The organism is Thalassospira profundimaris, assembly GCF_003326755.1.
GTDB classification, from domain to species: domain Bacteria; phylum Pseudomonadota; class Alphaproteobacteria; order Rhodospirillales; family Thalassospiraceae; genus Thalassospira; species Thalassospira profundimaris_B.
The window spans coordinates 183,040-208,329 of record NZ_JPWH01000004.1 but is presented as its reverse complement, the minus strand read 5'-3'; the positions used below and the strand labels follow the sequence as shown (position 1 = coordinate 208,329).

Sequence of the window (25,290 nt, the reverse complement as noted above, 5' to 3'; positions counted from 1 at the left end):
CCGTTGCTCAGGAGAGTATGAAACCGCACCCATTTCGCCGGGCATCGCCGGCGGCATTCAGCTTGTGGCTAAAACTGTTAAACGAAGCAGCATGAACGCCGCCAAAAAACATATCGCTTTCCTGCCAGCGGTGCTGTTCGTTTAAATGCAGGTGATCAAGAATATCGGTATCAAAGCCCGGCTCGATCGACAGCAAATCATCGTCAAAGTGCAAACGCGGGGCGACAATCGCGTCTTCGAGCGACATGTCAAACACATCCAGGTTCAGCAAAACCTGCATCATGGTAGACCGAATGCGGTTGGACCCACCCGAGCCCAGGGCCACCAGCGCGCCATCATTGGCAAGGTAAAGGGCGGGCGTCATCATTGATGTCATCCGCACGCCGCACGGCCAGTTGTGAAACCCTTCGGGCGATAAATCGGCCTCGCCCAGCATGTTATTAAGTAAAATACCGCTTCCCGGAATCATCCGCCCGGACGTTGATCCGTTAGACAGGGTGACAGAGGCCAGATTGCCCAATTCATCGACCACGGAAATATGGGTGGTGCCGTTTTGGGTTAAGGGACGATCGCCAATCAGCGTGCGATAGCCTTCGCAAAATTCGTCGCCCAAAATAGAGGGGGCAGCGCCAAATTCACCGCGCACAACCGAGGTCGTTTTCAAAATAGCTGCCAGCGCATCAAGATGGCGGGCATCGCCAAATGCCCCCAAATCCAGATCCCGCGCCAGTTTAAGGCCAAAGCCTGCCAAAACCCCGCCGGAGGCTGGCGGCGGATTAAGCACAAACTTGCCCTGCCGCCCGCGTATCAGTAACGGGTCACGTATCAGAACCCGGTATTTCGCCAGATCATCCGCCGTCAGATACCCGCCCGATTGCGCACAGGCCTTAACCAATGCGGCGGCCAAATCGCCCCGATAAAAACCCTGCGCCCCATTTTGCACCAATTCATCAATCGATGCGGCCAGTTCGGGTTGCTGATGGCGGGTATTGGCAGCGATCACCTTGAAATCATCGCCGTCTTCTTTGGGGGCACCATATGTTTTGCGGGTTTCATCGCAAAAACCCAAAAGCGGAGTAACGATATTCATCACATAATGCTGAAACGGGTCTACCACCACGCCATCACGGGCAAGGCCGCGCGCCGGAGCTGCCAAATCAGCCATTGGCATAGAGGCCAGATCACGATGCACGGCAAACAAACCTGCCACAACACCCGGTGTGGCCACCGCGCCATACCCCCCGTGAAACTCCTGCTCCACGCCACCGGCAAAGGTGGCGATACGGCTTTCAAATTCCAACTGTTCCGCCGGGCGCTTTGCCAGGGGTGTTTCAACGAAAAAATCATAAAGCTGCGGTGGTTTACCCGCCGGGCGGGCCATTAAAAACCCGCCACCACCAAGGGAGGCCAAAACAGGTTCGGCAACGCAGGCGGCCCACATGGCGGCGATGATGGCATCAAAGGCCGTCCCGCCAGCTTCCAGCACGTCGCACGCGGCGCGGGCTGTTTCGATATGTCCTGCCGCCACCGCGCCCCGTATTTTCATTTTTTCGCCCCTGCCAAAACCTGTTCCATCGGCGGTACCAACAGGGCCGCATCAATACGCGTTGGCCCCACATTGATCCGCCAGTCCAAATGCGGGCCGGTTGCCCGGCCACTGGCACCCGAATGGGCAATAACATCGCCCTTATGGACCACATCACCCACTTTGACATCGATTTCAGATAGATGCAAAAAGGCCGAAACAACACCCAGCCCATGATCCACAAACAGGGTTGCCCCGGAAAAATACATATCGGGATGGGCCAGTGTCACCACCCCGTCAGCCGGGGCCACAACGGGCGTACCTGTTGGCACGGCAATATCCACACCCCAATGCGGGGCGCGCGGTTCGCCATTTAAAATGCGCTGTGATCCATAAACACCGCTAATCGGCCCGGTTGCAGGCCAAATAAACCCGGATTTATAATATTCCTGATCATAGCGGGCGACCCGGGCGTCGCGCGCCTGACGGGAATCATCATGGATACGGTCCATCACCGCCGGGTCGGGTGTGACCATTTTTTTGGGCAGGCCATCAATGCGCTGAATGTCAAAGGTGCGATGGGTGATGGGATAGGTAAACTGTTCGGTGCTGCCATCCTTGTGCAACAGCGTCACCGTGGCCGGACCTTCATAATCGCGGGCAAAGCCCAGCACAAAGTTGCCATCTGGCGCGATGGTGTCAATTTTTTCGCCGTCCAGTTCTACCGCCGTACCCGGTGTGGTTTCACCAAAAACAATCCCGCCCTGGGTAAAACTGCCTTTATAAACCGGTTCCGCCGCGCGGGCGGTCAGTGGTTCGGCAATCATCACCCCCATCAAAGTCAAGGCAACGGCAACAAATTTTGAACGCATTATAGCAGGCTCCCTTGACGGTCATCTTCTTTGGGGGTGGGGTCTTTTTTACGGCGCGGCTTTTTGGGTTTTTCCACAGCAGGACTGGTGGCAGCAGTTTCGGCCTGCGGATCGGGTGCCGTGGAACGGGAAGGTGTTTCGGTCTGCGGTGTGGGGGTGCCAGTTGCAGGGCTGTTTGCAACAGATTGATCTCCGGCAAGCTGCATATCCGCACTGCCATCCTGCATTTCCAGGCGATAATGCTGCCCCATTGCCAGCATGGCGGCATGATCGATCAATTTGCCGTCAGCATCACGCACCACGGCAAAACCACGTTTCAAAACATTGCGATAGGAAAAACTTTCCAGCAAACGATCATACCGCGCCAGTCCTTCGCGTTCCCGAACCAGGGCATTTTGCGCCGCACGTTTCAAACGATCCCCCAAATCCTCGATCTGGCGGTTATTGCGGCGAATCTCGTTTTTGGCATCGTTGGGGCGCAGGCCTGCTGCGGCGCGATCCAGTCGGGATTTTTGCTGCTGCACCTGCCGGTCCATCACGGTTTGCAGTTTCAACCCGGCATTTTCCAGCCGGTTGCGTTTTTCCGAAAGCTGTTCACGCGGGCTTGCCAGGCGCGATGCGGTTTCGTTCAGCCGGGCGCGTGCCTGCTGCAAAACCGATTGCGTGGCGCGCGGCAACCGGTCCGACCAGTTATCAAGGCTTTGTGCCCGATCTTCGAGCATGCGACGCGGGTCGCCCAGCGCACGGGCCGCACTTTCCAGCCCCATGCGTTTATCCCCCGCCAATCGGCGCACCGCGCCAATCAGGCGCTGGCCGTCGTCATTGACTTGGGCCAGCAAATCCAGCCGCACGGGTACGGCCTTTTCGGCGGCCCCGGTGGGTGTCGGTGCCCGCAGATCAGAGACAAAATCGATCAGGGTGGTATCGGTTTCATGCCCCACCGCCGAAATGACGGGAATGGTTGAGTCCGCCACCGCACGGGCAACGATTTCCTCGTTAAAGGACCATAAATCCTCCAGCGAGCCACCACCGCGTGCGACAATCAGCACATCGGGGCGCGGAATATCGCCATGCGGCAGTAATTCGTTGAAACCCCGCACGGCATTGGCCACCTGTTCAGCCGCCCCTTTGCCCTGCACCAGCACCGGCCATAACAACACCCGGCGCGGAAAACGTTCGCGCAGGCGGTGCATAATATCGCGAATCACGGCACCCGTCGGCGAGGTAACAATACCAATCACCTCGGGCAAAAACGGAATGGGGCGTTTGCGATCCGCATCAAACAGGCCTTCGGCAGCCAGTTTCTTTTTGCGATCTTCCAGCAATTTCAGAAGCGCGCCTTCGCCAGCAACTTCCATGCTGTCGATCACGATCTGGTATTTGGACCGGCCCGGAAAGGTCGTTAAGCGCCCGGTGACGATCACTTCCATGCCATCTTCGGGCGAAATGCCAAGTTTGCTGGCAACACCGCGCCAGCACACCGCATCCAGCACGGCATTGTCATCCTTCAGTGCCAAATAAAGATGGCCGCTGGCCGCACGTTTAAAACCGGAAATTTCGCCACGCACCCGGACAAATGAAAAGGCATCCTCGACCGTGCGTTTCAGCGCGTTGGACAGGTCGGATACCGAAAATTCCGGCATATTGCCGGTTTGTTGCGGTTGCGGGGCATATGGGTCGAACAAATCTTGCGTCATCAAGGCTACTTTATGCTAAAAGCCCGCGTGAATTATTAACGCGGTTGCGTAATTTGTTACGCACTGAGGATGTGAAGCCTAAAGGATCACATCTGGACCATCAAGCAGTCGGGGTAAAAGTCATGAAAGTTCTGGTCGTTGGCGGCGGTGGACGGGAACACGCATTATGCTGGGCGATTGCGCGCAGCCCGCGTTTGACCAAACTGTGGTGTGCACCGGGCAATGCCGGTATTGCCGATTCCGCCGAATGTGTCGCCATTTCCGATGGCGATATTGCAGGGCTGGTTACGTTCGCCCGCGACAATGCTGTTGATCTGGTGGTTGTTGGCCCCGAAGCCCCGCTGGTCGCAGGCCTGGTTGATGCCCTTGACGCCGCCGGGATCAAATCCTTCGGTTGTTCAAAGGCGGCCGCCCAGCTTGAAGGCTCCAAGGGTTTCATGAAGGATATGGTTGCCAAATTCGGCGTGCCGACGGCCGCCTATGGCCGCTTTACCACCCCGGCCGATGCCAAAGCCTTTGTTGAAAAACAGGGTGCGCCGATTGTGGTGAAAACCGATGGCCTGGCCGCTGGCAAGGGTGTGACGATTTGCCAGACAGTTGACGACGCCATCGCCGCGATTGACGAATGTATGGTGGGTGGCAAATTTGGCGATGCTGGCGCGGAAATCGTGATCGAGGAATTTATGACCGGCGAGGAAGCATCCTTCTTTGCCGTTTGCGATGGCGAAAATGTTATTCCGCTGGTCGCAGCCCAGGACCACAAGGCGGTTGGTGAAGGCGATACCGGCCCCAATACCGGCGGCATGGGCGCCTATAGCCCCGCCCCGGTTTTCACCGCCACCGTTGAAGAACGCGTGATGCGCGATATCATCATACCGACCGTCAAGGGCATGGCCGCCGAAGGCCACCCGTTCAAGGGGGTGCTGTTTGCCGGTTTGATGATTGATGAAAACGAAAACCCCAAGCTGATCGAATACAACATTCGCTTTGGCGACCCGGAATGCCAGGTTCTGATGAGCCGGTTGAAATCCGATATTCTTAATATTCTTGATGGTGCCGCCAGCGGCACGCTGGACCAGGTGAAACCCGAATGGTTTGATGAAACCGCAATGGTCGTTGTGATGGCCGCAAAGGGCTACCCGGGGTCCTATGAAAAGGGCACGGAAATTCGCAATGTTGCGGCAGCCGATGCGCTGGACAAGGTTAAAATCCTACATGCTGGCACCCAAATGGATGGCGACCGCCTGACCGCCACTGGTGGCCGGGTTTTGGGTATCACCGCACGGGGCAATAATGTTCGCGAAGCACAAAAACGCGCCTATGAAGCGGTTGATAAAATTGATTGGCCGGAGGGTTTTTGCCGCCGTGACATTGGCTGGCGGGCCATTGCGCGGGAAAAGAACTGACGAAACGGCAATCATCTGTTTGCCGTAATCTTTTTTTAGTACAGTCTGTTCCTGCCTCTATCGTGACCTTTTCGCCAGAACAGGTCACGGCACTTCCGTCTTATTCAGGAACAGCCTGTATGAAAACTTCCAGCGCAAGCCACACTTCGGCGCGAAAAACACTGCTGCGCCCTTTAAAAGTCTCGATCACGCTTGCCACTGTGGGACTGATGATGTCGCTGGCTTTTCTGGCCTATTCGGCATGGCGGTCGGCAAGCCGGCTTGACCCGCTGGAACATCACATCCATTACCTTCACAAACTTCAGCAAATTGATGTCGGGATCAGCAAATTGCTGGTGCAGCATCTTGGCAACCAGGTTCCACCGGATCCGTCCGACCTGAACCAGATTCGCAACAATATTGAACAGTTACAAATCGCCAGTGGCGCGCTGTCGGACGCAACACCACAAAATTTGCAAGCTGCTGATGATTATCTGAAACCGCCAATCGACAATCCGCGCAGCAATCTTGTGGGTGCATTATCGCTGATCCGCGAAATCAATGCCGAAGAAAGCCGCCTGCAACAGCAAACCGTCAAAAATGCACGCCAGTCGGCCAATCAGGAAATGACCGTGGCCCTGGTGGCGCTGGCGATCATTCCATTTTGTTCGATTGCCCTGATCGTCTGGTTCCAGCGACGGTCCTTTCGCGCGGTTAACCGTCTGTCCGAATTGCTTGATAATGTGGGCAACCTGGAATTTTCCAATATTCGTCCGCTGTCAGACAATGACCCGTTAACGCCGATTTACGCCCATTATAACGATATGACCACCCGCCTGCGCGATGCCGCCAGGCAACAAAGCGAATATACCGAACAATTGCAGGCACAGGTGCGGGCCGCTGCCGAAACCCTGTTGCGCCAGCAGGACGAACTGGAAAATGGTGCCCGCCTTGCCGCGATTGGCGAATTTTCCGCCCGGCTGGCGCACGAACTGCGCAACCCCATTTCCGGTATCTCAATGGCGCTGCATAATCTGGAAATCGAAATCGACGATGCCGACCATAAAGAACGCATCACCCTGATTACCGAGGAAATGGACCGGATAACACGGTTGTTAAATTCCCTGCTGCAAAGCCGTCCTTTCCTGCATGAAGAGGCCGTGACAATCCCGGCGGAACAATTGATTGGCGATGTGATTAAACTGTTTGGCTATCGCCTGCCCGAACATATCACCATGACATCGGAAATCACGGCGGATGATGTTTTTCTGCCGCGTGATACGGTGCGCCAGATTTTGCTCAATCTTTTGAAAAATGCCTGCGAGGCAATGGGCGATCATCCGGGGAAAATCCTTGTCCGCTTTGTCACACAGGATAACACCGCCCAATTGACAATATCGGATTCCGGCCCCGGATACCCCGAAACATTGCTGGGCAAGGGATTGCGTCCCCTGCAATCGGCCAAACCCAACGGTGCCGGGCTGGGCCTGTCCATTATCGACCATTTGGTCCGCAGTCACGGCGGTGAAATGCGCCTGGATAAAAGCGAGCTGGGCGGTGCACAAACAACAATCATTCTGCCATGCGAGGGCAAATAAATGAAAACCATTGCCATCATCGAAGATGAAAGACTTCTGGGAAACGAGCTTAAACGCCGGTTCGAGCGCGAAGGCTGGCGCGTCACCCTCTCGCCGCGGATCGAGGATGCAAGGCGGCTGTTTATAGAACTGGGTTTTGCCCCGGCGATCGTCCTGTCTGACATGAATTTGCCCGATGGCAATGGCCTGGATTTTCTGGAAGAAGCCCGCGAGCAGAATGTTCAATCGGAATGGATATTCCTTTCCGGTTATGGCACCCGCAAGGATATTGAACGCGCAGCCGACTTGGGCGCACTGGATTTTCTGGCAAAGCCCCTGGATTTTCACAAGCTGGACCTGACGATTGCCACGGCGACGCGCGGCGCACAGGCCCGACAGCGCATCAACGACACCACCCAACAGGCCGTTTCAAAATTCAGCCCGCAAAGTTTTATCGGCCCCAGCGATGCCGCCGAACAGGTGCGCAACATGCTGGGACAGCTTGGCAATGTGCCGATTACCAGCATCCTGATTGGCGGTGAAACCGGGACGGGCAAGGGGCTGGTTGCAAAAATCCTGCATTATTCGGGAAAACGCAAGGAAGGCCCGTTTATTGACCTTAACTGTGCCGCGATTCCCAAGGACATGCTGGAATCCGAACTTTTTGGCCATGAATCGGGTGCCTTTACCGGGGCCAAGGGCCGCCATCGCGGCCTGATGGAACAGGCCGACGGCGGCACCCTGTTTTTGGATGAAATCGGCGAAATGGATATTGGCCTGCAATCGAAACTTTTAACCTCGATCGAGGAACAGAGTTTTCGCCGGGTGGGCGGGGAAGAAAAAATATCGGTTGATATTCAGCTTGTTGCCGCCTCGAACCGCGATTTGCGGGCGGAATCGGCCAAGGGTAATTTCCGCCTTGACCTGTATCACCGCATTTCGGTGTTTGAACTATCGCTGCCCGCCTTGCGCAGCCGGGTCGAGGACATCGCCCCCATCGTTGACAGCCTGATTGTCGAATTTAATGCCCGTTCGGGAAAACAGGTAAAACGGGTGCCTGCCGCCGTATTGAACATTCTGAAATCCTATAGCTGGCCGGGCAATGTGCGGGAATTGCGCAATGTGATTGAACGATCGGTCATGCTGGCAAATGGCCCGGATCTTCCCGGCGAATGGTTGGGAATTCATCCGTCGCCATCAACGATGCCGCAACAGGATGGCACCAGCATATCCGAACCTGTGACACAGGACCAGGACCAGGACCAGGACCAGCACCAGCCGACGCCCAAACACGCCATCACCCTGCCGCTGGACGGGTCAGTGTCGCTAGAGGAAATGGAAGAAAAAATCATTCGCAAAGCACTGGAATTAAATGACTATAATGTCATGGCAACCGTGCGGGCCCTTGGCACCACCCGCGAAACCCTGCGCTATCGCATTCGCAAATATGGCCTGGAGGAAGCACCGGGGCAAACGGACTAACACCAAACTGACACGCCATGCCCCCTGCAAGTCATCCGCCTGCCACTTTCATAAGACCGACGCGGGTGAAAAGAACCATCGTCACCCGCAATTCCCCTTCCACTTGGTGGAAATAACCACCATTGGCGAAATAAAGGAATGCCACATTTGAATAAATACTTTTAATTTCAATACATTAGAATATGGCACAGGAACTGCAATTCCATTGACAGAAGTCGTTATCAACGACACACAGCCGGGCCTCACCGACCAACATCCTGACCGGAGCCAGCTGTTTATTTGATCAATCGGATTATTGCAAAGGACGACCATCATGAAATCGCTGTCTCGTAATGTTGCCATTGTTGCTCTGGCTTTTGGTGTTTCCGCGCTCGCCATGACACCAGCCATCGCAAGTGCCGCCGACAACAGCACCTACCCGGCCATTGTCCCCAACAACCATGCCGGTCCGAACGGGGCGAGCAAGGAACATGATATTTGGCTGTCAACGCACCCTGAAACCGCCCCGGCGCAAAATGCAGCCCCGGAAGTCAGCCATGAAGTTGTTCCGAATAATGATGTCGGTCCGAACGGTGCAAGCAAAGAACATGACATGTGGCTGGCCAAGCATCCGGACGCCGCCTACAACCCGAATACCGCACCACAAGCAGATGTCGAAGTAGTTCCGAATAACCATGCCGGTCCCAATGGCGCAGACAAGGAACATGACATGTGGGTGGCCAAACAGGCTGCCAAAACACAGACAAACTCTGACAGCGCCGCAACGGCAGGCAACAAATAAACGCGTAACACCCGATTTCAGGCGGTTGCCTTCGCGATCACGAATTAAACAGGATTGCGGTTTTAAAAAACCGTCCCCTGATACCAGCAGGCTTCTGATCACCTGTATAATCATATCAATGCCGGGCACATTCTGTGCCCGGCATTTGTCGTACACCCGGAAATGCTGATTCTTGTAAAACCGGCATGTTGCGACCTGGGGCCGATCAGACAAACAATGCAAAATCACGCAAAGATGGCCCGAGCAAACACTTCAGGGCCGGGCGTAACATTATCTGATCGAATTCTCTCGTCAGTCGATAAATCAGGCCGGAAAAGCCAGCTTAACCATAAAAAAAATGCCATATCCCGCCGCTGAGACAAACATTTCCGGTGATACCGGCGAAAATCTTGCCACCCTGACGCGTTAAAATAACCATTTGCCGTCAAATGGTGGAAATAACCACCACTTCGGCCAAGCAGGAATGCCATATTTATATAAAATCATTATTTTTCAATAGTTTATGTTTTGGCATGGCATATGCAATTTCTTTGGCAGATGTCGCATTAACGACAAACAGCCGGCCCACCGACCATCACCCCGTCCGCGGCCACCTGTTCATTCAATCAATCGGGTTATTGCAAAGGACTACGATCATGAAAACCCTGTCGCGCAATATCGCCATCGTTGCTTTGGCTTTTGGTGTATCCGCTCTCGCCATGACACCTGCGATTGCCAGTGCCGCAGAAAACAGCACCTATGCCGCAATTGTTCCAAACAACCATGCCGGCCCGCACGGTGCCCGCAAAGAACATGATATCTGGCTGGCACAAAACCCTGAAACGGCCAGCAACCAGAATGCCGCTCCGCAAGTCAGCCATGAAATTGTGCCCAACAATACTGCCGGTGCACACGGGGCCCGCAAGGAACATGATATCTGGCTCGCAAGCCACCCCGAAACACCTTACAACCCCAATACTGTCCAGCAGGCCAACGACCAGATTGTACCAAACAATACCGCCGGTGCACACGGGGCTCGCAAGGAACACGACATCTGGCTGGCAAAACAGGCCGCTTCGGCACAGTCAAATGTCAACAACCAGGACATGACGAACAATTAATAATAAGAAACTGAATGGTATTGTAGCAGGTTCTCCAGACATATGGTCGCTTCTTCCCGTGGCACCTGTGTCATTCCCCCCCGCTTGTAGAACCTGCTGCCCCATACCCTATGCCCCTTTCACCCCGCCAATTCCATTCTGCCAATTCTATCCCCATTCCCCAAACCGCTTCATTGCCGGGCGCCTCACGCGCCCGGCATTTGTTTTTAGCGACTGAATGCAAAAATTCCGGGGCGTCAAATAGCGGGCTGGAAAGGAAAACAAAAAAGATGCCAGGGGAAAGCCGCTTAGCGTGCATGGACTATCATTATCGCCTCTAACGCTATAACCATCCCCCAGAAACACATCCGCCCGGAATTTTTCGGCATTATATAGCAAGTGCCACAAGATTCTGATGAGGTCCGGTGTTATTTCCTGAAGAGGTTAAGGAGTATTGCATACGGCGGCAGATGTCGGTGACTTGAAGGGGAAATTGGCCGGTATCGTTGCCCAGCTTGAAGATTTGCGCCCGCAGATAGCACCCCTCGAAGAACATAGGGCGAATTCGAGAAGGTTATCCAGTTCTACGATCCGGATTTCAGAACTACGGCACCCACAGCAAGACCGAAAGCGAAACGCACGTTATCATGACACTCGTCGAGTGGGCGCGTCACCGAGCTTCTCAATAGCAAGAACAACCGCAACGTCGTTCTCGACATCCTCTGACGCGGCGAAAACGACAACGACGGATACTCCAGTCGTCCCTCTCTGAACATGATTATTGAATGACAGGAGGCTCGACACATATCAGTCGGACATTGGTAAACCAGTTAACGAGGTGTTAATGACGCGGCAAGAGCAGAGCTGAAGTAGGAAACCGCAGGTCTCGATCATCAATATCCATTTCGGTTCCGGCTCCTGTGATCCGCAGTCATCTTCTCTCTGTAAATTTCGCCTAAACGCGCTTTTGCACGCCACGGACGGGCCTTCTGAAGGGGGACATCGTATTCGGGATCGAGGCGGTCAAGAACGGAAGTTGTAAAGCTTATGTCATCGCACGTCTGGCAAAGAGCAACCCACTTTCCATCCGGTCCGATAATCCCCGCAGAACCCTTGTGTGCTTCTTGTGCAGGTGTCGCTGCGCTTATCCATAGGCAATTTAGACCGGCATGCGCTCTGAGGGCAATTTGAAAATGCTCGGGAATTCCATACGACGAGAACAGCACTGCATCAGCTCCCAGCCGTTCGTACTCGATAAACACTTCAGGGAACTGAGACTCGATGCAGATGGCGCAACCAAAGCGGTACCCATCGACCTCAAATATGATCGGTTCGGTTCCCGGCGTGTACCAGCCGTTGACCTCGCTGTTCGAGAGGAACCTCTTATCATACCTTGTCAGCAGATCGCCAGAATCCGAGAAGACATAAACACTATTGTGTGGAAGTTTCATTGCCGAAAGTCTGTGTGCTCCGCCGACGACTGCGAAAACACCGAGCCTGCCGCAGATATCGGCGATGCTCCTCAATTCCGCTTCGTATACTCCCCAGTCAAAGGACCGCCAATCGTCCGGACAGGCGATTTGCGCTTTCGAATATCCTGACAGAGCCCCTTCGCAAAAATTAACGAGCCTGACCCCATCTTGGGCGACGTCCGAAATTACCTGCCGAATGAGTGCAGCGTTCGTTGATATGTTTTTTGAAACGGCAGTTTGGGCAGCGGCAATTTTCACACATATTCTCCTGAACTCAGACCTGCATTCTCGATCGTTTCAAGAGCTTTGAGAACCTGGAAATTGCAAGAAGTTCATTTTGTGGCACTTGCTATATAAGGCCGGAATTTTTCGTCCAGCGAGAGCAAACATTTTCCTTTCATCGCCAACAAACGGGTGAAAAGCACCACAATTACCCGCAACGCAGTTGTCTAATGGTGGAAATAACCACCAGTTCACCAATGGCAATAGGCCACATTTAAATAAAATCATTATTTTTCAATGATTTAAATTCTGGCACAGCATGTGCAATTCCTTTGGCAGATGTCGCGTTAAACGACAAGCAGCACGGCCCTTCAATGACCATCACCCCGTCCGGGACCGCCTGTTCACCTTATCAATCGGGTTATTGCAAAGGACTACGATCATGAAAACCCTGTCGCGCAATATTGCCATCGTTGCTTTGGCCTTTGGTGTTTCCGGTCTCGCCATGACGCCTGCCATTGCCAGTGCTGCTGAAAACGTCACCTATCCGGAAATTGTCCCCAACAACCATGCCGGTCCCAATGGCGGTGCCAAGGAACATGACATCTGGCTGGCAAGCCATCCTGAAACCTTCAGCAACCAGAATGCGGCCCCGCAGGTCAGCCACGAAGTCCTGCCCAACAACCATGTCGGCCCGAACGGGGCCAGCAAGGAACATGATGTCTGGCTCGCAAGTCATCCCGACGCCCCCTACAACCCCAATACCGCCCAGCAGGTGAATGACCAGATTGCTCCAAACAATCATGCCGGTCCCAATGGTGCCGATAAGGAACATGACATTTGGCTGGCAAAGCAGGCTGCTTCGGCTCAGTCGGATGCCAGCAGCCAGGCCATGACGGTCAACAATTAAAGCTAAGGTGATCCCCTGTTTCATAGGGTTCACCGGGCACAGGTTGCGCTCCCCTGGCACCTGTGCCCTCTCCCTCTTCTGAACGTGCCTGAAGAATCTGCCCCAAACGCCTTTTCTCTTTTTCTCTCTTCTCCCGCTTTTCCCAAGCAATGACGAACCACTTTCATGCCGGGCGCACCATGCGTCCGGCATTTTTTTGATGGGCCCGTTTTGAAGAAACCAAAGACCGCAAAAATGCGGCCCCCGTCAGAATGGCGCAACAAAGCCGTGTTTTAAGAAATTGATCATGCCCATAATCGCGAACGGACCGGTGAAAAGAACCACACTTCTCCGCAGCACCTTCGCCCGATGGTGGAAATAACCACCAACTTGCGCATGACACGATACCACCCGCAAATAAATGTTATATTTATCAATAACTTAATATCTGGCACGCCATATGCAATTCCTTGGGCAGATGTCGCTTTGAACGACAAGCAGTGCGCCCCACCGACCATCACCCCGTCCGGGACGGCCTGTTTATTCAATCAATCGGGTTATTGCAAAGGACTACGATCATGAAAAATCTGTCGCGCAATATTGCCATCGTTGCTCTGGCCTTTGGTGTTTCCGGTCTCGCCATGTCGCCTGGCATCGCCAATGCCGCGGAAAACGGTATGTATCCGGCGATAACGCCGAACAACACCGCTGGTGCCCACGGGGCACGCAAAGCACATGACATGTGGCTGGCAACCCACCCGGAAACATCGGGCGACCAAAATGCAGCCCCGCAGGTCAGCCATGAAGTTCTTCCCAACAATGATGCCGGTCCGCATGGTGCGCGCAAGGCCTATGATATTCGGGAGGCACAGCAGGCCAAACTTGCCCAGCCCAACCTCAACAGCCCGGCCATGCAGGCGGATTTTTCGCAAAAAGGTGAAACGGTTTTACAGGAGGTTCACCAGGCCCGGGTCGCGCTTTCCGCTGGCGACCACGTTACCGCCAAAAAACTGATGCACAATGCCCGCGCCACCCTGTCGGACATGTATAATGACGGCGCATCAGGCAATATCGTGATTACCGGTCCGCTGGTATTTGACGAGGATTTTTCAGCCGGAAACCAGATCAAGGGAGATGCCCAGATCAATCAGGTGATCCTGCCGTTTGAAAGCACCCTTGGCAATCTTAACCTGGCCTATACCCAATTGATCAACAACCATTCTTTCCAGGCGAATCAGACACTTGGGCTGGTTGAACAGGACCTTGGCGTCCAGACAGCCCAGATTTCGACCACCAGCACCGTGGCCCCTGCCAATTCCTGATCCTATCCTGTTGACCGCTTCACAGCCGGGCGCATCGTGCGCCCGGCATTTGTTTTAATCGGTCTGGGCCAAGTACCATCCGTTCCCCAAAGACAGATGAAGCCAACCATTCACAACCCAAAAACAACCGCCAAATGGTGGAAATAACCACCATCCACCCCGATACACAACGCCGCCCAAAATAAAATCATTATTTTTCAATTAGTTAATAATTGGCACAGTCGCTGCATTGCTGTTGGCAAATGTCGCTTTCAACGACACGCATAACAGCCCGTCTCGCTGCATCCCACCTGTTCACTATTTCAACCGCGCCCTCGCAAAGGATGACCCTCATGAAAAACCTGTCTCGCAACATTGCCATCGTTACGCTGGCTTTTGGTGTTTCCGCTCTTGCCATGACCCCGGCCATTGCCAGTGCTGCCGAAAACGGCACCTATAAGACAGTTGTTCCGAACAACACCGCCGGCGCGCATGGTGGCCGCAAGGCATATGACATCTGGCAGGCAAAACAAACCCAAATGGCACAGCCAAACTCCGATAGCCCGGCGATGAAAACCGATTTTTCGCAGCAGGGTGAAACCGTTTTGCAGCAGATTCACCAGGCCCGGGTTGCGCTTTCAAACGGCGATCGCGACAGTGCCAGACAACTGCTGCATGATGCCCGTGCCACCCTTTCGGACATGTATAACAATGGGGCTACCGGCAATATCGTCATTTCCGGTCCGGTTGTTTTTGACCAGGATTTTTCGGCCGGAAACCAGGTCAGCAATGCCGCCCAGATCAGCCGCGTGATCCTGCCGTTTGACGAAACCCGTGGTAATCTTGACCTGGCCTATACCCAGTTAACCAATAACCAGCCCCGCGAGGCCAATCAGACCCTTGGACTGGTTGAACAGGATCTTGGCGTTCAAACCGCGCAATTTTCAACCACCAGCACGGTGGTACCGGCTCATTCCTGATACAATTCTGATTTCCGCCGCAGTGCCGGACGCATCATGCGCCCGGCATTTGTTTTTCAGATACCGCATAACGGATATGACATTTTCCCTGCATGTCCTGTTCGACCACGGCCGTAACGCCAAAAACATCCTGCAAAAGTGCCGGTGTCAGGATTTCCGCCGGTGTACCGACGGCAACCAATTGTCCCTCGCTCATAACAGCAATGCGGTCACAAAACAGGGCAGCATGGTTAAGGTCATGCAGGGCGGCAACCGCCGTGACTTTCAAAGCCCGCACCAATTCCAGCAAACCCAATTGATGGCGCACATCCAGATGGTTGGTCGGTTCATCGAGCAACAGAAATTTTGGTTCCTGGGCCAGCGCACGGGCAATATGCACACGCTGTTTTTCCCCACCCGAAAGCGTTTGCCAATAACGACCCGCCATATCGGCCATATCCACATCCAAAAGCGCCCGGGCGACCTGTTCATCATCGCGCGATGACCAGGGGGAAAGCAGGCTCAAATAGGGAATACGCCCCAGCGACACAGCTTCACGGACAGTCAACCGATCGGTGGTATCGGCCTGTTGTTCGACAAAGCCGATATTTTGCGCCAGCTTGCGACGGCCCATTTTATGCATTTCCATCCCACCCATCAGGGCCTTGCCACGCAACGGACGACGCACCCCGGCCAGAATGGACATCAAACTGGTTTTACCCGACCCATTCGGGCCGATCAGCCCCAAAAACTCGCCGGGCCGGACCTTCAGCGATACATCGTGAATAATCTTCCGATAGCCCGCCATCCATGTAACATCAACCAGTTCCAGGCTCATCGCAACACCCGCCGATGACACAAAATAAGGGCAAAGGCCGGTGCCCCCACCAGGGCGGTCACAACACCAATCGGCACCACCTGACCAGGCAGAATAATGCGCGAAACAACATCCGCGCCGACCAAAAACAATGCGCCAATCAGGGCTGCCAGCGGCAATAACAAACCATGCCGCACACCCACAAAAAACCGCGCCGCATGCGGAATAACCAGCCCGACAAAACCGATGGAACCAACAATGCTGACCATCACCGCTGTCATCAGGGCCGATGTCCCTATCAGCAACACATGGACGCGCCGGACAGGAATACCCAGTGATGCGGCGGATTCCCGGCCAAAGGTAAAGGCATCCAGTGCACGGGCATAACAAAGACACACCAGTAAACCGGCCCCAATCACCGGCACGGCCAGGGCGGCATCGGGCCAGCGCACACCACTTAAACTGCCCAAAAGCCAGAACATGATGCCGCGTGCCTGTTCGGCATTGGCCGATTTGGTGACGATAAAGGATGTCAGCGCATTAAACATTTGCGACCCGGCAATCCCGGCCAGAATAATCGCCCCTGGACAGCGCCCGGCCTGAAGGGCCAGTAAACTGACAAAAACAAAGGCCACCAGCGCCCCGGCAAAGGCCCCCATTGACAGCGACAGCATCCCGCCACCAAGGCCGAGGATCACAACACTGACGGCACCGGTCGATGCCCCGGCCGAAATACCCAGCAAATAGGGGTCGGCCAAACTATTGCGCAGCAGGGCCTGCAAAACGACGCCCGAAACGGCAAGCCCCGCCCCGCAGGAGGCCGCAACCACCGCCCGGCTAAGGCGGTAATTCCAGATAATCCCGGCATCAATGGCATCAACAGGGTGCGTCGTACCAAAAACATGATTGGCGAGCGCATCGATCACGGTTTTGATCGGGATCGATGTTTCACCGATCGATGTTGCAAACGCCATTGCCGCAGCCAGCAGCATCAGCGCGATACCTGCCGCGCCAATGCGTTGCCAGAAAACGGTCCGCGCAAACAGGCCCATGCCTATTTGTCCAATCCAAAGGATTTAACCGCCGCCGCCAGTTGCTCTATACCATCAATGGTACGAATGGTCGGGTCCATTCCCATCACATCCATCACCACGATATGGCCGTTTTTAACCGCCTTCATCTGGCTTGTGACCGGGTCGGTTTTCAGGAAATTCATTTTAAGTTGCCAGTCATCGGCCGGGTAACGCCGCCGGTCCATTTTGGCAATCACAATAATGTCCGGGTCCGCCCGGGCGATGGTTTCCCAGCCCACCGTCGGCCATTCATCATTGCTTTTGATCACGTTGTTTAAACCCAGCACGCCAGAGATATATCCCGGTGCGCCCTTTTGCCCGGCCACATAGGGGTCGGCATGCAATTCCGAACTGGAAAACCAGAAAACCGCCGAAACATCACGATGCGCCAATCCGGCAACATCCTGCTTTGCGGCCTGTTCACGCTGTTTCAACCCGGCAATCAGCTTCTCGCCACGATCCTCGACATCAAAAATACACGAAAGATCGTGAATCGACTTATAGATCAGATCCATTGAAAAGGCATCGGTGCGCGTGCCGTCACCACCGGTGCTGTTATCCTTGCCCACACAATCAGCCGGGGCAACATAGACGGGAATACCCAATTCGTCGAACTGTGCAGTTGTGCCAACAATACCGCTTGGCCCCACATGCCACTGGAATTGCGCCGTTACCAGATCAGGGCGTTGTCCAACCACACTTTCAAAGGACGGGTCATTATCCGCCAGGCGGGGGATTTTTCTATTGGCCTCGGCAAATTGCGGCATGACCGGGTCAAACCACACCGCCGTCCCCACAACCTTTGACGAAAGCCCCAAAAGATACAGAATTTCCGTATTGCTTTGCCCCAGCGAGACCACACGTTTTGGCGCGTGATCAAAGGTAACAGTGCGGCCACAATTTTGAATTTCCAGGGGATAATCTGTTGCCTGCGCGGAAGCGGCAACACTAGACAGGCCCGCTGCAAACACCCCGGCAGCGACAAGCCGTTTTAAAACGCTGGTCATGTTATGTCCTTTCACAGGAACAACCGTTACATCCAGCGACAAACCGGCAAAGAACCAGAGAACTAAAAGAAAATCCCGATAAATCCAGTCCGTTATGTCAATCGTATCATAACAGGCAGATAGTAGCAGGACATCTCCGGGGCACCCCGCCCAGTCTGTCGTCACGATTGCCGGCAGGTCTCCTGGCTCGCGGGTTATCACATGTTCCTGGCCTTCCCGGGCAAACCCCAGTGGCGTGATCAGGACATGCTCGCCGCATACAGTTGCGGGGGCAGCTTCGTTTAACGGCCCGAAAGAACCGAACCGTTTTGAATTCCCTCTATCCCAAAAAGGATACCGGCAAAAACGATGTCCCATAAGGACCGACCATCGTCAAGGCGTTTGATACCAGATGCCGGGAAAAACATTGGCATTCAACCCTGCCCTGCCCCCGTCCTGGAAAGCCCCAAACCCAATATCCGGTGTCGGGTCTTTATGCCGCTTGCCACCGCTTCGCATAAATCCAACGGAAAATCATCGGGTAAAAGGGCGAGTGTTTTCTCAAATACGTCGTGCCGGCTTCACGAGAAAATATCCTCTATGCTGGGTTGGCTTTCCTGGATGCGGTCCTGAACAACGAATTCAAGATCAAGGGCGGCCAGCACACTGATCACTGTGCGCATTTGCGTGCCCGGGTCCCCATTTTCCAGGGATGAAATCGTCGCCACCCGTAAATTGGTGCGCGCACTGACATCTTTTTGCGTCATGCCTTTGGCCTTGCGCACGCGGCGCAAAGCATTACCAATTTGATCGGGCGTTCGCGCCGTGATTTTCATAGGAACCTCTCCGTTTTACGCTACAGCGTAATTTATTTTTTTACGCTACAGCGTAATATGAGATCCCCTTCACAGCCGTATAATTAACGCTGCATCATCGCGCCAAAAGTCAATCGCACAAAATGGTGTGCAGCCATCGAAAACGGGATCAATTCAAAAACTTGCGCGTTGATATATTTAGCCGCGAATTCGCCATTCTTTGTCCGAATTGCCACCACACTATTTCGCAAGTTTGTGCAAATCAAAAATATAACAGGGATAATTTCGATGGACACTTCTGCACAGCGCCGACAATTTTTAAAGTCCGCTGCGGCTGCCGGTCTGGTTTTGCCGGGCATGTCGCTTTGGCAGCAGGCCTTTGCCGCCGATGCCGTCAAAAAGCTGGAACTGGGCAAAAAGCAGAAATTCAGTTTTGACGCGCTGGTCGAACGTGCCCGCAAAATGGCAGCCAAACCCTATGTCGCTCCCAAAACCCCGGACAAGGCGATCCTGGAACAGATTGATTATGCCGAACATGGCAAACTGAAATACAAACGGGACTTTGCCCCGTTCTCGGACGGGTCAGGCATTTATCCCGTGACCTATTTCCATATGGGTCAGTTTTTCCAGAAACCGGTGCATATGTTCCTGCTTGAAGATGGCAAATCGCAGGAAGTAAAATACAAAACCGACTATTTTGACATGCCCGCCGACAGCCCGGCGCGCAAATTGTCGGAAAATATCGGCTTTGCCGGGTTCCGCCTGCATGAAGACATTCACCGTGATGACTGGAAAACCCAGGACTGGGCGGCCTTTTTGGGCGCATCCTATTTCCGGGCCATTGGCGATGAAGGGCAATATGGCCTTTCGGCACGCGGTATCGCCATCAATACCGCCACCCAGAAAGGCGAAGAATTTCCCGATTTCACCGAATTTTACATCGAACCCGCGAAAAAGGCCGAAGACCCGGTCACGGTTTATGCCCTGCTGGATGGTCCCAGCATCACCGGTGCCTATCGTTTTTACCTGACGCGGGGCAAGGGTGTGACGATGGATGTGGAAAAATTCCTGTTCATTCGCAGAGACATCGAACGTTTTGGCGTCGCCCCGCTGACCAGCATGTTCTGGTATTCCGAGCAAAACCGCCCGTTCCGTATGGACTGGCGGCCGGAAGTGCATGATTCCGACGGGCTGGCCCTGTGGACCGGGGGCGGTGAACGCATCTGGCGGCAGCTTAACAACCCCGAAGTCACCCGCGCATCGGCCTTTGGCGATGATAACCCGCGTGGCTTTGGCCTGATGCAGCGTGACCGCGATGTGACACATTATCTCGATGGGGTGCTGTATCATCGCCGCCCCAGCCTGTGGGTGGAACCGCTGGGTGCCTGGGGCAAAGGCGCCGTGCAGCTTGTTGAAATTCCGACCGATGATGAAATTCACGACAATATTGCCGCCTTCTGGGTGCCCGAGGCCCCGGCAAAAGCCGGGCAATCCTATAATTTCCGGTATCGTTTATACTGGCAGGCACATAACCCCTATCCGCTGGAAAAACTGGCCCATGTCAAGGCCACCCGTCTGGGCCGTGGCGGACAGGAAGGCCTGCCCCGCCCGGCAGGCGTAACAAAATTTGTGATCGATTTTGAAGGCGATATTCTGGGAACCCTGGCTTACGGCGAATATCCCGAAGCGATTGTATCGGTTTCACGCGGCAAGCTGTCACGCATCAAAACCGAACCGATCCCCGATACCCGTCTGTGGCGTGCCATGTTTGACCTGGAAGTTCAGGGCAATGACCCGGTTGATATGCGCATGTATCTCAAACGGGGCGACGGGCCGCTGTCTGAAACCTGGATGTTCCAGCATCTGCCCGGCCTGAAAAACTGGGATTCAAAATAACAACCACCGTATCAGGACCGGCATTAACCCCGGCATCCGACACAGCGAACCCGCCTTTTGAGGGCGGGTTTGTCTGTTCTGGATATATGGTTACTATGCCAGCCCAAGCCATTTCCAATAGGTGGCGGTAAAGACCAGCGTTAACATATAGGCAATCACGGTTAACACCAGACCGGTACGGACAAAGTCCTTCACCGCAAAGGTATCCGTCCCGTGCGCGACCATGCCCTGCGGGGAATTGACCGGCAGAATGAACCCGAAGCTGACAACAAATTGCAGCAAAATGGTTGTGCCAAACACATTGACACTGCCGCTATCCATTTGCTGAAGCACGGCAATGATGATCGGGATCATCGAGGAAGCCAGGGCCGTGGCACTGGCAAAGCCCAGATGGATCACAATCAAAAAACCGCCCAGCACGGCAACAATACCCAATGTGCCAAAGCCCGACAGGCCAAACATATCCACCGCCGACTTTGCCAGCCAGGATGCCGCCCCGGTGCTGAGCAAGGCCGACCCAAGGCTGATACCGACACCAAAAAGAACAATCGTGCCCCAGGGAAATTTGGCATTGGCCTGTTTCCAGCTCATAACGCCCACACCGGGCAATAACAGGAAAGTCACGGCAAGAACCGTCAGGGTTGCACTGTCAAAGTGATGCAACACACCCTCGGTAGCCCAGCAAAACACCAGCAACAAGGAAACGCTTAACAGGCGTTTTTCCGCCCCGGTCATCGGGCCGATTTCCTTAAGCGCGGCGGCCACACTTTCGCGACCACCCGGTACGGTTTCATGTTCGGGCGGCATCATGCGCATCATCACAAAATACAACGCCGCCGACATCAGCAACGAAAAAGGTGCAGCCGCCACAAACCAGTCCAGCCAGGTAATATCCAGCCCCAGGGTGCGCTGTAAAAAACCGACTGCAACCATGTTTTGGGCCGCAGCGGTTTTGATACCCACATTCCAGATGCTGACCGCCTGCACCGTTGTCATGATCAGCAAACCGGCAAAGCGGCTTTGTTTCCCGGCACCAAAGGTCGCGACAATGCCCATCATGATGGGGATAACCGCCGCCGCACGCGCAGTCGCGCTGGGCACCAGAAAAGCCAGCAGGGTGGCAACAACAATGCTGCCAATTACAATATGGCTGACACTGGCCCCGACCTTCGAGAGCACGATCATGGCAATACGGCGATCCAGCCCGGTCAGGGTCATGGCGGCTGATAACAAAAGGGCTGCGGCCACCAAAATAAGCGCCCGGCTGCTAAAACCGGTAATGGCGGTGCCAAGCGCCTTTGAGGTGCCCAACAGGGTGTCGGTATTGCTGACATCGGGCGACAGCCCCAGTGCGACCGCCATCATGGCGGCGATAACAATGGCGCTGACGGCAAAATCAATTGCTTCGGTAATCCAGATGATCACGGCAAAAATAAAAATCGCCAACATCCGCTGCCCGGCAATGGGCAGGCCCTCGGGTGTTGGTAACAGCATAATGGCAATAAAGGCGGCAAGCGCGGCAATTAAACCGAAATTCAGCCCACTTGCAGGGCCACGCAACGGTATTTTGTCATCAGTGGCCGAACGCAGTTTTTCAGACATCAATTTTCCATCAGCTTCTGGTGATCCCGATAAGGAAGTCCCCCAAATCTGATTGAAACTTAAACCTGTATTAAAACCAGTTTTCTGATCTAGCGCAGAGATCCAAAAAAATCCCGGAGCAATCTCGCCGCCTCAACTTCCCCGATATCACCGTAAATCTGGGGCTGGTGATGGCTGTTTGGGATTTGAAATACGCGCGCCCCTTGGCCCGCTCAATCGCTTTCTGGCACATGGATATTCCAGCACCTTCCCGACTTGGAAAAGTGAGATTCAAATTAATATCCGATGCAAGCCCGGCCTTGATGGCAGGTTTCTTTTTGGCCGTTGGCGGTTAAGGCGATAAGCTGGTTTAACGAATTGTCCCATCCAATGCCCGATGAAAGACCTTCTCCCGCATGTCCGACCCGCTTGCTGAAATTGTTTCGCTGTTAAAACCCGATGCACCCTTTTCAAAAATGCTCAGCGCAGCGGGAAGCTGGCGGGTGGAGCGTTATGAAACCGGCAAGGTCTATTATGGCATGATGCTAAGCGGGCAGGCCTGCCTGAACGTTGAAAACAAAGAGCCGGTCATTATTGGTCCCGGTGATTTTGTGTTAGTCCCTGCAGCTTACAGTTTCAGCATGGCAAGTGTTGACCCGGCACCACCACCGCGTGGAGTGGGGCAATTACCCGTCAAACTTGAAGATGGCACATTTCGCGTCGGCCGGCAGGATGGCCCGCCCGATACCCAGCAATTAATTGGCTATTGCGTGTTTGATTCCCCCGATGCCGCCGTGCTGGTGCCACTGCTGCCCGACATGATCGTGGTGCGCGGCGAAAACAGGCTGGGTGTACTGGCAAAGCTGGTCGCCGACGAAGCCCGCGCAAACCGCCCGGCGCGCGAAATTATCCTGCAACATCTTTTGGAAGCCTTGTTGATCGAAACCCTGCGATCCGCCCCGGAAATGAAGGCAAACCCTGGCTTGCTGCGCGGGCTGAGCGACGAAAGACTAAGCATCGCCCTTCGGGCCCTGCATGAAAAACCGGGTCATAGCTGGACCATCGCCGAGCTTGCCAAACGTGCCGGTATGTCGCGTTCCGCCTTTTTTGACCGTTTTCAAAAATCGGTCGGCATAGCCCCGATGGATTATTTGCTGAACTGGCGCATGTCGCTGGCCCAAAGAATACTGCGCCAGAAGAAATGCACCATCGCCGAAGTTGCCCAGCAGGTGGGGTATGGATCAGCCAGCGCATTTAGCGTGGCATTTTCGCGCCATGTTGGCTGCCCACCGGCACAATATGGACGCCAGGAAAGCCCCGAACCCGACATACAGGAATGATCCATCAGAATGCGATTTGGGCACCCCATCGCAAGATTGGACTGATTCGCACGAATTATGGATTACCTGTTATAGATAATCCGGATTTTACAAATTATATCATGAACGGTTCCCCCGACAGAAAGGACTGTCCATGAAAACGGTAATGATTACAGGTTGTTCATCCGGTTTTGGCCTTGAAACCGCCCAATATTTTCTCGCCCAGGGCTGGAAGGTCATTGCGACCATGCGCAAACCCGATGATGCGGTTTTACCCCCTGCTGAAAACCTGCAGGTTCTGCCCCTGGATGTAACCAGCGAAGAAAGCATCAAACAGGCCGTCGAGGCCGCCGGTGAAATTGACGTTCTGGTCAATAATGCCGGTATCGGCTGGATTAATGCAGTTGAAGCCACATCGATGGATATCGTACGCCAGATTTTTGAAACCAACACATTTGGCACCATCGCCCTGACCCAGGCATTTTTGCCGCAATTCCGCGCCCGCAAAAGCGGTGTCGTTATTAACGTTACCTCGTCGGTCACGTTAAAACCGCTTCTGATGCTTGCGGTTTATAGTGCCAGCAAGGCAGCGGTAAATGCCTTTACCGATTCCCTGGCGCTGGAACTGGCACCCTTTAATGTGCAGGCCCGTGTTGTTCTTCCGGGACGTGCGCCGACAACCAAATTTGGCCAAAATGCACGTGTTCTGATCCATAACAATGGCGGTTTCCACGACGCCTATAACGACCAGATCCAAAACGTTTTTGCCAATTTCGAACAGGAACCGGTCGATATGTTGACCTATAGCGAAGACGTCGCCAAAGCCGTATGGCAGGCCGCAACCGACCCGAACTGCCCGACCCGCCTGCCAGCCGGGGCCGATGCGGTTGCCCTGTCTAAATAAGCCATCAAATGGCAAGGCGGTTTGCCAAAGCACACTGACCTTTATTGGCAAACATCGAATTAAAGACTGCCGATAAACAGGAAAACCGGCCCGTTTCACCATAAACGGGCCGGTTTTATTTTACCCCCAGGCACTGAAATCACAGAATTACCGGCGCACAGCAAAAAATTCGCGCAGCAAATCGGCGGCTTCTGTTTCCCCGATACCACCATAAATCTCGGGCTGGTGATGGCAGCTTGAACTTTGATAGATGCGCGGACCATGATCCACCCCGCCGCCTTTGGGGTCATAGGCCCCAAAATAAACCCGGCGAATGCGGGCAAAGGAAATGGCCGTGGCGCACATCGGACAGGGTTCAAGGGTGACATACAAATCACAGCCCGGCAGGCGCGGTTCGCCACGTTTTGCCGCAGCCGCCCGAATGGCAAGAATTTCGGCATGCGCGCTTGGGTCATTGTTGGCTTCGGTCAAATTCCCGGCAGATGCCAGAACCTCGCCCGTTGTGCCATCCACCACCACAGCCCCAACCGGCACCTCGCCGCGTGCAGCCGCTGCGCGGGCTTCTTGCAAGGCGAGGTCCATAAATGAATTGACCGTAAAGGGGGACGTCATGGTTTGTTTGCATCCGTTAAAAGTTCGATGAATCGGCAAATTTGAG

General features: G+C 54.3%; 21 protein-coding genes and 1 riboswitch. Of the genes, 11 read left to right on the top strand and 10 right to left on the bottom strand.

What is annotated here, in order from left to right:
* Positions 1 to 7: 7 nt before the first annotated feature.
* The 3 genes from TH25_RS07060 to xseA are packed head-to-tail and all read right to left on the bottom strand — an operon-like array spanning position 8 to position 4,094.
* Positions 8 to 1,546, bottom strand: a complete 1,539-nt coding sequence (locus TH25_RS07060; RefSeq protein WP_114087714.1) for a gamma-glutamyltransferase family protein — start codon at positions 1,544 to 1,546, stop codon at positions 8 to 10.
* Positions 1,543 to 2,397, bottom strand: a complete 855-nt coding sequence (locus TH25_RS07055) for a M23 family metallopeptidase (protein ID WP_114087713.1) — start codon at positions 2,395 to 2,397, stop codon at positions 1,543 to 1,545. The genes TH25_RS07060 and TH25_RS07055 overlap by 4 nt, the downstream gene beginning before the upstream one ends.
* A complete protein-coding gene (gene xseA / locus TH25_RS07050; RefSeq protein WP_114087712.1) occupies positions 2,397 to 4,094 on the bottom strand; it encodes an exodeoxyribonuclease VII large subunit in 1,698 nt (565 codons plus the stop codon). The genes TH25_RS07055 and xseA overlap by 1 nt, the downstream gene beginning before the upstream one ends.
* A 122-nt stretch (positions 4,095 to 4,216) precedes the next feature.
* On the opposite strand from xseA, the gene purD reads away from it, so the two are divergent.
* From purD to TH25_RS07025, 5 genes are all read left to right on the top strand, one after another.
* Entirely contained in the window at positions 4,217 to 5,500 is a 1,284-nt protein-coding gene (purD, locus tag TH25_RS07045) for a phosphoribosylamine--glycine ligase (RefSeq protein WP_114087711.1), read from the top strand.
* A gap of 119 nt (positions 5,501 to 5,619) precedes the next feature.
* Entirely contained in the window at positions 5,620 to 7,077 is a 1,458-nt protein-coding gene (locus TH25_RS07040; RefSeq protein ID WP_114087710.1) for a sensor histidine kinase, read from the top strand.
* Positions 7,078 to 8,538, top strand: coding sequence for a sigma-54-dependent transcriptional regulator (locus TH25_RS07035; protein ID WP_114087709.1), 1,461 nt, complete (start codon positions 7,078 to 7,080; stop codon positions 8,536 to 8,538). It abuts the gene before it with no gap.
* A 313-nt stretch (positions 8,539 to 8,851) separates the two neighbouring features.
* Complete coding sequence (locus tag TH25_RS07030; RefSeq protein ID WP_114087708.1) at positions 8,852 to 9,319, top strand: hypothetical protein; 468 nt, start codon at positions 8,852 to 8,854, stop codon at positions 9,317 to 9,319.
* A 635-nt stretch (positions 9,320 to 9,954) separates the two neighbouring features.
* Entirely contained in the window at positions 9,955 to 10,419 is a 465-nt protein-coding gene (locus TH25_RS07025) for a hypothetical protein (RefSeq protein ID WP_114087707.1), read from the top strand.
* 872 nt (positions 10,420 to 11,291) lie between these two features.
* Here TH25_RS07025 and TH25_RS07020 read toward each other — a convergent pair.
* The gene (locus tag TH25_RS07020) at positions 11,292 to 12,128 is read right to left on the bottom strand and encodes a carbon-nitrogen hydrolase family protein (RefSeq protein ID WP_114087706.1); all 837 of its coding nucleotides are present in this window, start codon (positions 12,126 to 12,128) and stop codon (positions 11,292 to 11,294) included.
* A gap of 406 nt (positions 12,129 to 12,534) precedes the next feature.
* Here TH25_RS07020 and TH25_RS07015 point away from each other — a divergent pair, with 406 nt between their 5' ends.
* The 3 genes from TH25_RS07015 (at position 12,535) to TH25_RS07005 (ending at position 15,262) form a co-directional block, all read left to right on the top strand.
* Entirely contained in the window at positions 12,535 to 13,002 is a 468-nt protein-coding gene (locus tag TH25_RS07015; RefSeq protein ID WP_114087705.1) for a hypothetical protein, read from the top strand.
* A gap of 557 nt (positions 13,003 to 13,559) precedes the next feature.
* Positions 13,560 to 14,303 (top strand): hypothetical protein, encoded by a 744-nt coding sequence (locus TH25_RS07010; protein WP_114087704.1) that lies wholly within the window; start codon positions 13,560 to 13,562, stop codon positions 14,301 to 14,303.
* Positions 14,304 to 14,635: 332 nt separating this feature from the next.
* The gene (locus TH25_RS07005) at positions 14,636 to 15,262 is read left to right on the top strand and encodes a YfdX family protein (protein ID WP_114087703.1); all 627 of its coding nucleotides are present in this window, start codon (positions 14,636 to 14,638) and stop codon (positions 15,260 to 15,262) included.
* A gap of 34 nt (positions 15,263 to 15,296) precedes the next feature.
* Here the strand turns inward: TH25_RS07005 and TH25_RS07000 are convergent, their stop codons facing one another.
* The 4 genes from TH25_RS07000 to TH25_RS06985 form a co-directional block, all read right to left on the bottom strand.
* Complete coding sequence (locus TH25_RS07000; protein WP_114087702.1) at positions 15,297 to 16,079, bottom strand: ABC transporter ATP-binding protein; 783 nt, start codon at positions 16,077 to 16,079, stop codon at positions 15,297 to 15,299.
* Positions 16,076 to 17,110, bottom strand: coding sequence for a FecCD family ABC transporter permease (locus tag TH25_RS06995; RefSeq protein ID WP_114087701.1), 1,035 nt, complete (start codon positions 17,108 to 17,110; stop codon positions 16,076 to 16,078). Before TH25_RS06995 ends, TH25_RS07000 begins: the two co-directional genes overlap by 4 nt.
* A 2-nt stretch (positions 17,111 to 17,112) precedes the next feature.
* Positions 17,113 to 18,138: an ABC transporter substrate-binding protein gene (locus tag TH25_RS06990; protein WP_114087700.1), complete on the bottom strand. Its 1,026-nt coding sequence runs from the start codon at positions 18,136 to 18,138 to the stop codon at positions 17,113 to 17,115.
* Positions 18,139 to 18,293: 155 nt separating this feature from the next.
* Positions 18,294 to 18,494: riboswitch (cobalamin riboswitch) on the bottom strand.
* 204 nt (positions 18,495 to 18,698) lie between these two features.
* Complete coding sequence (locus TH25_RS06985; RefSeq protein ID WP_114087699.1) at positions 18,699 to 18,953, bottom strand: helix-turn-helix domain-containing protein; 255 nt, start codon at positions 18,951 to 18,953, stop codon at positions 18,699 to 18,701.
* A 267-nt stretch (positions 18,954 to 19,220) separates the two neighbouring features.
* Here TH25_RS06985 and TH25_RS06975 point away from each other — a divergent pair, with 267 nt between their 5' ends.
* Entirely contained in the window at positions 19,221 to 20,828 is a 1,608-nt protein-coding gene (locus TH25_RS06975) for an OpgD/OpgG family glucan biosynthesis protein (protein WP_114087697.1), read from the top strand.
* A 93-nt stretch (positions 20,829 to 20,921) separates the two neighbouring features.
* On the opposite strand, the gene TH25_RS06970 is transcribed toward TH25_RS06975, so the two are convergent.
* Complete coding sequence (locus TH25_RS06970) at positions 20,922 to 22,430, bottom strand: DASS family sodium-coupled anion symporter (RefSeq protein ID WP_114087696.1); 1,509 nt, start codon at positions 22,428 to 22,430, stop codon at positions 20,922 to 20,924.
* Between the two features lie 395 nt (positions 22,431 to 22,825).
* Here TH25_RS06970 and TH25_RS06965 point away from each other — a divergent pair, with 395 nt between their 5' ends.
* Together TH25_RS06965 and TH25_RS06960 are read left to right on the top strand one after the other, a co-directional pair.
* Positions 22,826 to 23,749 carry an AraC family transcriptional regulator gene (locus TH25_RS06965; RefSeq protein ID WP_114087695.1) on the top strand — a complete coding sequence of 308 codons (924 nt, stop codon included), beginning with the start codon at positions 22,826 to 22,828 and terminating at the stop codon, positions 23,747 to 23,749.
* A 133-nt stretch (positions 23,750 to 23,882) separates the two neighbouring features.
* Positions 23,883 to 24,632, top strand: coding sequence for an SDR family oxidoreductase (locus TH25_RS06960; RefSeq protein WP_114087694.1), 750 nt, complete (start codon positions 23,883 to 23,885; stop codon positions 24,630 to 24,632).
* 147 nt (positions 24,633 to 24,779) lie between these two features.
* Here the strand turns inward: TH25_RS06960 and TH25_RS06955 are convergent, their stop codons facing one another.
* Positions 24,780 to 25,214 carry a nucleoside deaminase gene (locus TH25_RS06955; RefSeq protein WP_114087780.1) on the bottom strand — a complete coding sequence of 145 codons (435 nt, stop codon included), beginning with the start codon at positions 25,212 to 25,214 and terminating at the stop codon, positions 24,780 to 24,782.
* Between the last annotated feature and the right edge of the window lie 76 nt (positions 25,215 to 25,290).

What these genes read in the sequence shown, in the direction of transcription:
- TH25_RS06995 (WP_114087701.1), bottom strand. Translation starts at nt 17,110, where the DNA reads ATGGGCCTGTTTGCGCGGACCGTTTTCTGGCAACGCATTGGCGCGGCA.
- TH25_RS06990 (WP_114087700.1), bottom strand. Translation starts at nt 18,138, where the DNA reads ATGACCAGCGTTTTAAAACGGCTTGTCGCTGCCGGGGTGTTTGCAGCG.
- TH25_RS07060 (WP_114087714.1), bottom strand. Translation starts at nt 1,546, where the DNA reads ATGAAAATACGGGGCGCGGTGGCGGCAGGACATATCGAAACAGCCCGC.
- TH25_RS07030 (WP_114087708.1), top strand. Translation starts at nt 8,852, where the DNA reads ATGAAATCGCTGTCTCGTAATGTTGCCATTGTTGCTCTGGCTTTTGGT.
- TH25_RS06985 (WP_114087699.1), bottom strand. Translation starts at nt 18,953, where the DNA reads ATGAAAATCACGGCGCGAACGCCCGATCAAATTGGTAATGCTTTGCGC.
- TH25_RS06965 (WP_114087695.1), top strand. Translation starts at nt 22,826, where the DNA reads ATGTCCGACCCGCTTGCTGAAATTGTTTCGCTGTTAAAACCCGATGCA.
- TH25_RS07055 (WP_114087713.1), bottom strand. Translation starts at nt 2,397, where the DNA reads ATGCGTTCAAAATTTGTTGCCGTTGCCTTGACTTTGATGGGGGTGATG.
- TH25_RS07000 (WP_114087702.1), bottom strand. Translation starts at nt 16,079, where the DNA reads ATGAGCCTGGAACTGGTTGATGTTACATGGATGGCGGGCTATCGGAAG.
- TH25_RS07010 (WP_114087704.1), top strand. Translation starts at nt 13,560, where the DNA reads ATGAAAAATCTGTCGCGCAATATTGCCATCGTTGCTCTGGCCTTTGGT.
- TH25_RS06975 (WP_114087697.1), top strand. Translation starts at nt 19,221, where the DNA reads ATGGACACTTCTGCACAGCGCCGACAATTTTTAAAGTCCGCTGCGGCT.
- TH25_RS07035 (WP_114087709.1), top strand. Translation starts at nt 7,078, where the DNA reads ATGAAAACCATTGCCATCATCGAAGATGAAAGACTTCTGGGAAACGAG.
- TH25_RS07040 (WP_114087710.1), top strand. Translation starts at nt 5,620, where the DNA reads ATGAAAACTTCCAGCGCAAGCCACACTTCGGCGCGAAAAACACTGCTG.
- TH25_RS06955 (WP_114087780.1), bottom strand. Translation starts at nt 25,214, where the DNA reads ATGGACCTCGCCTTGCAAGAAGCCCGCGCAGCGGCTGCACGCGGCGAG.
- TH25_RS07015 (WP_114087705.1), top strand. Translation starts at nt 12,535, where the DNA reads ATGAAAACCCTGTCGCGCAATATTGCCATCGTTGCTTTGGCCTTTGGT.
- xseA (WP_114087712.1), bottom strand. Translation starts at nt 4,094, where the DNA reads ATGACGCAAGATTTGTTCGACCCATATGCCCCGCAACCGCAACAAACC.
- TH25_RS07025 (WP_114087707.1), top strand. Translation starts at nt 9,955, where the DNA reads ATGAAAACCCTGTCGCGCAATATCGCCATCGTTGCTTTGGCTTTTGGT.
- TH25_RS07005 (WP_114087703.1), top strand. Translation starts at nt 14,636, where the DNA reads ATGAAAAACCTGTCTCGCAACATTGCCATCGTTACGCTGGCTTTTGGT.
- purD (WP_114087711.1), top strand. Translation starts at nt 4,217, where the DNA reads ATGAAAGTTCTGGTCGTTGGCGGCGGTGGACGGGAACACGCATTATGC.
- TH25_RS06960 (WP_114087694.1), top strand. Translation starts at nt 23,883, where the DNA reads ATGAAAACGGTAATGATTACAGGTTGTTCATCCGGTTTTGGCCTTGAA.
- TH25_RS06970 (WP_114087696.1), bottom strand. Translation starts at nt 22,430, where the DNA reads ATGTCTGAAAAACTGCGTTCGGCCACTGATGACAAAATACCGTTGCGT.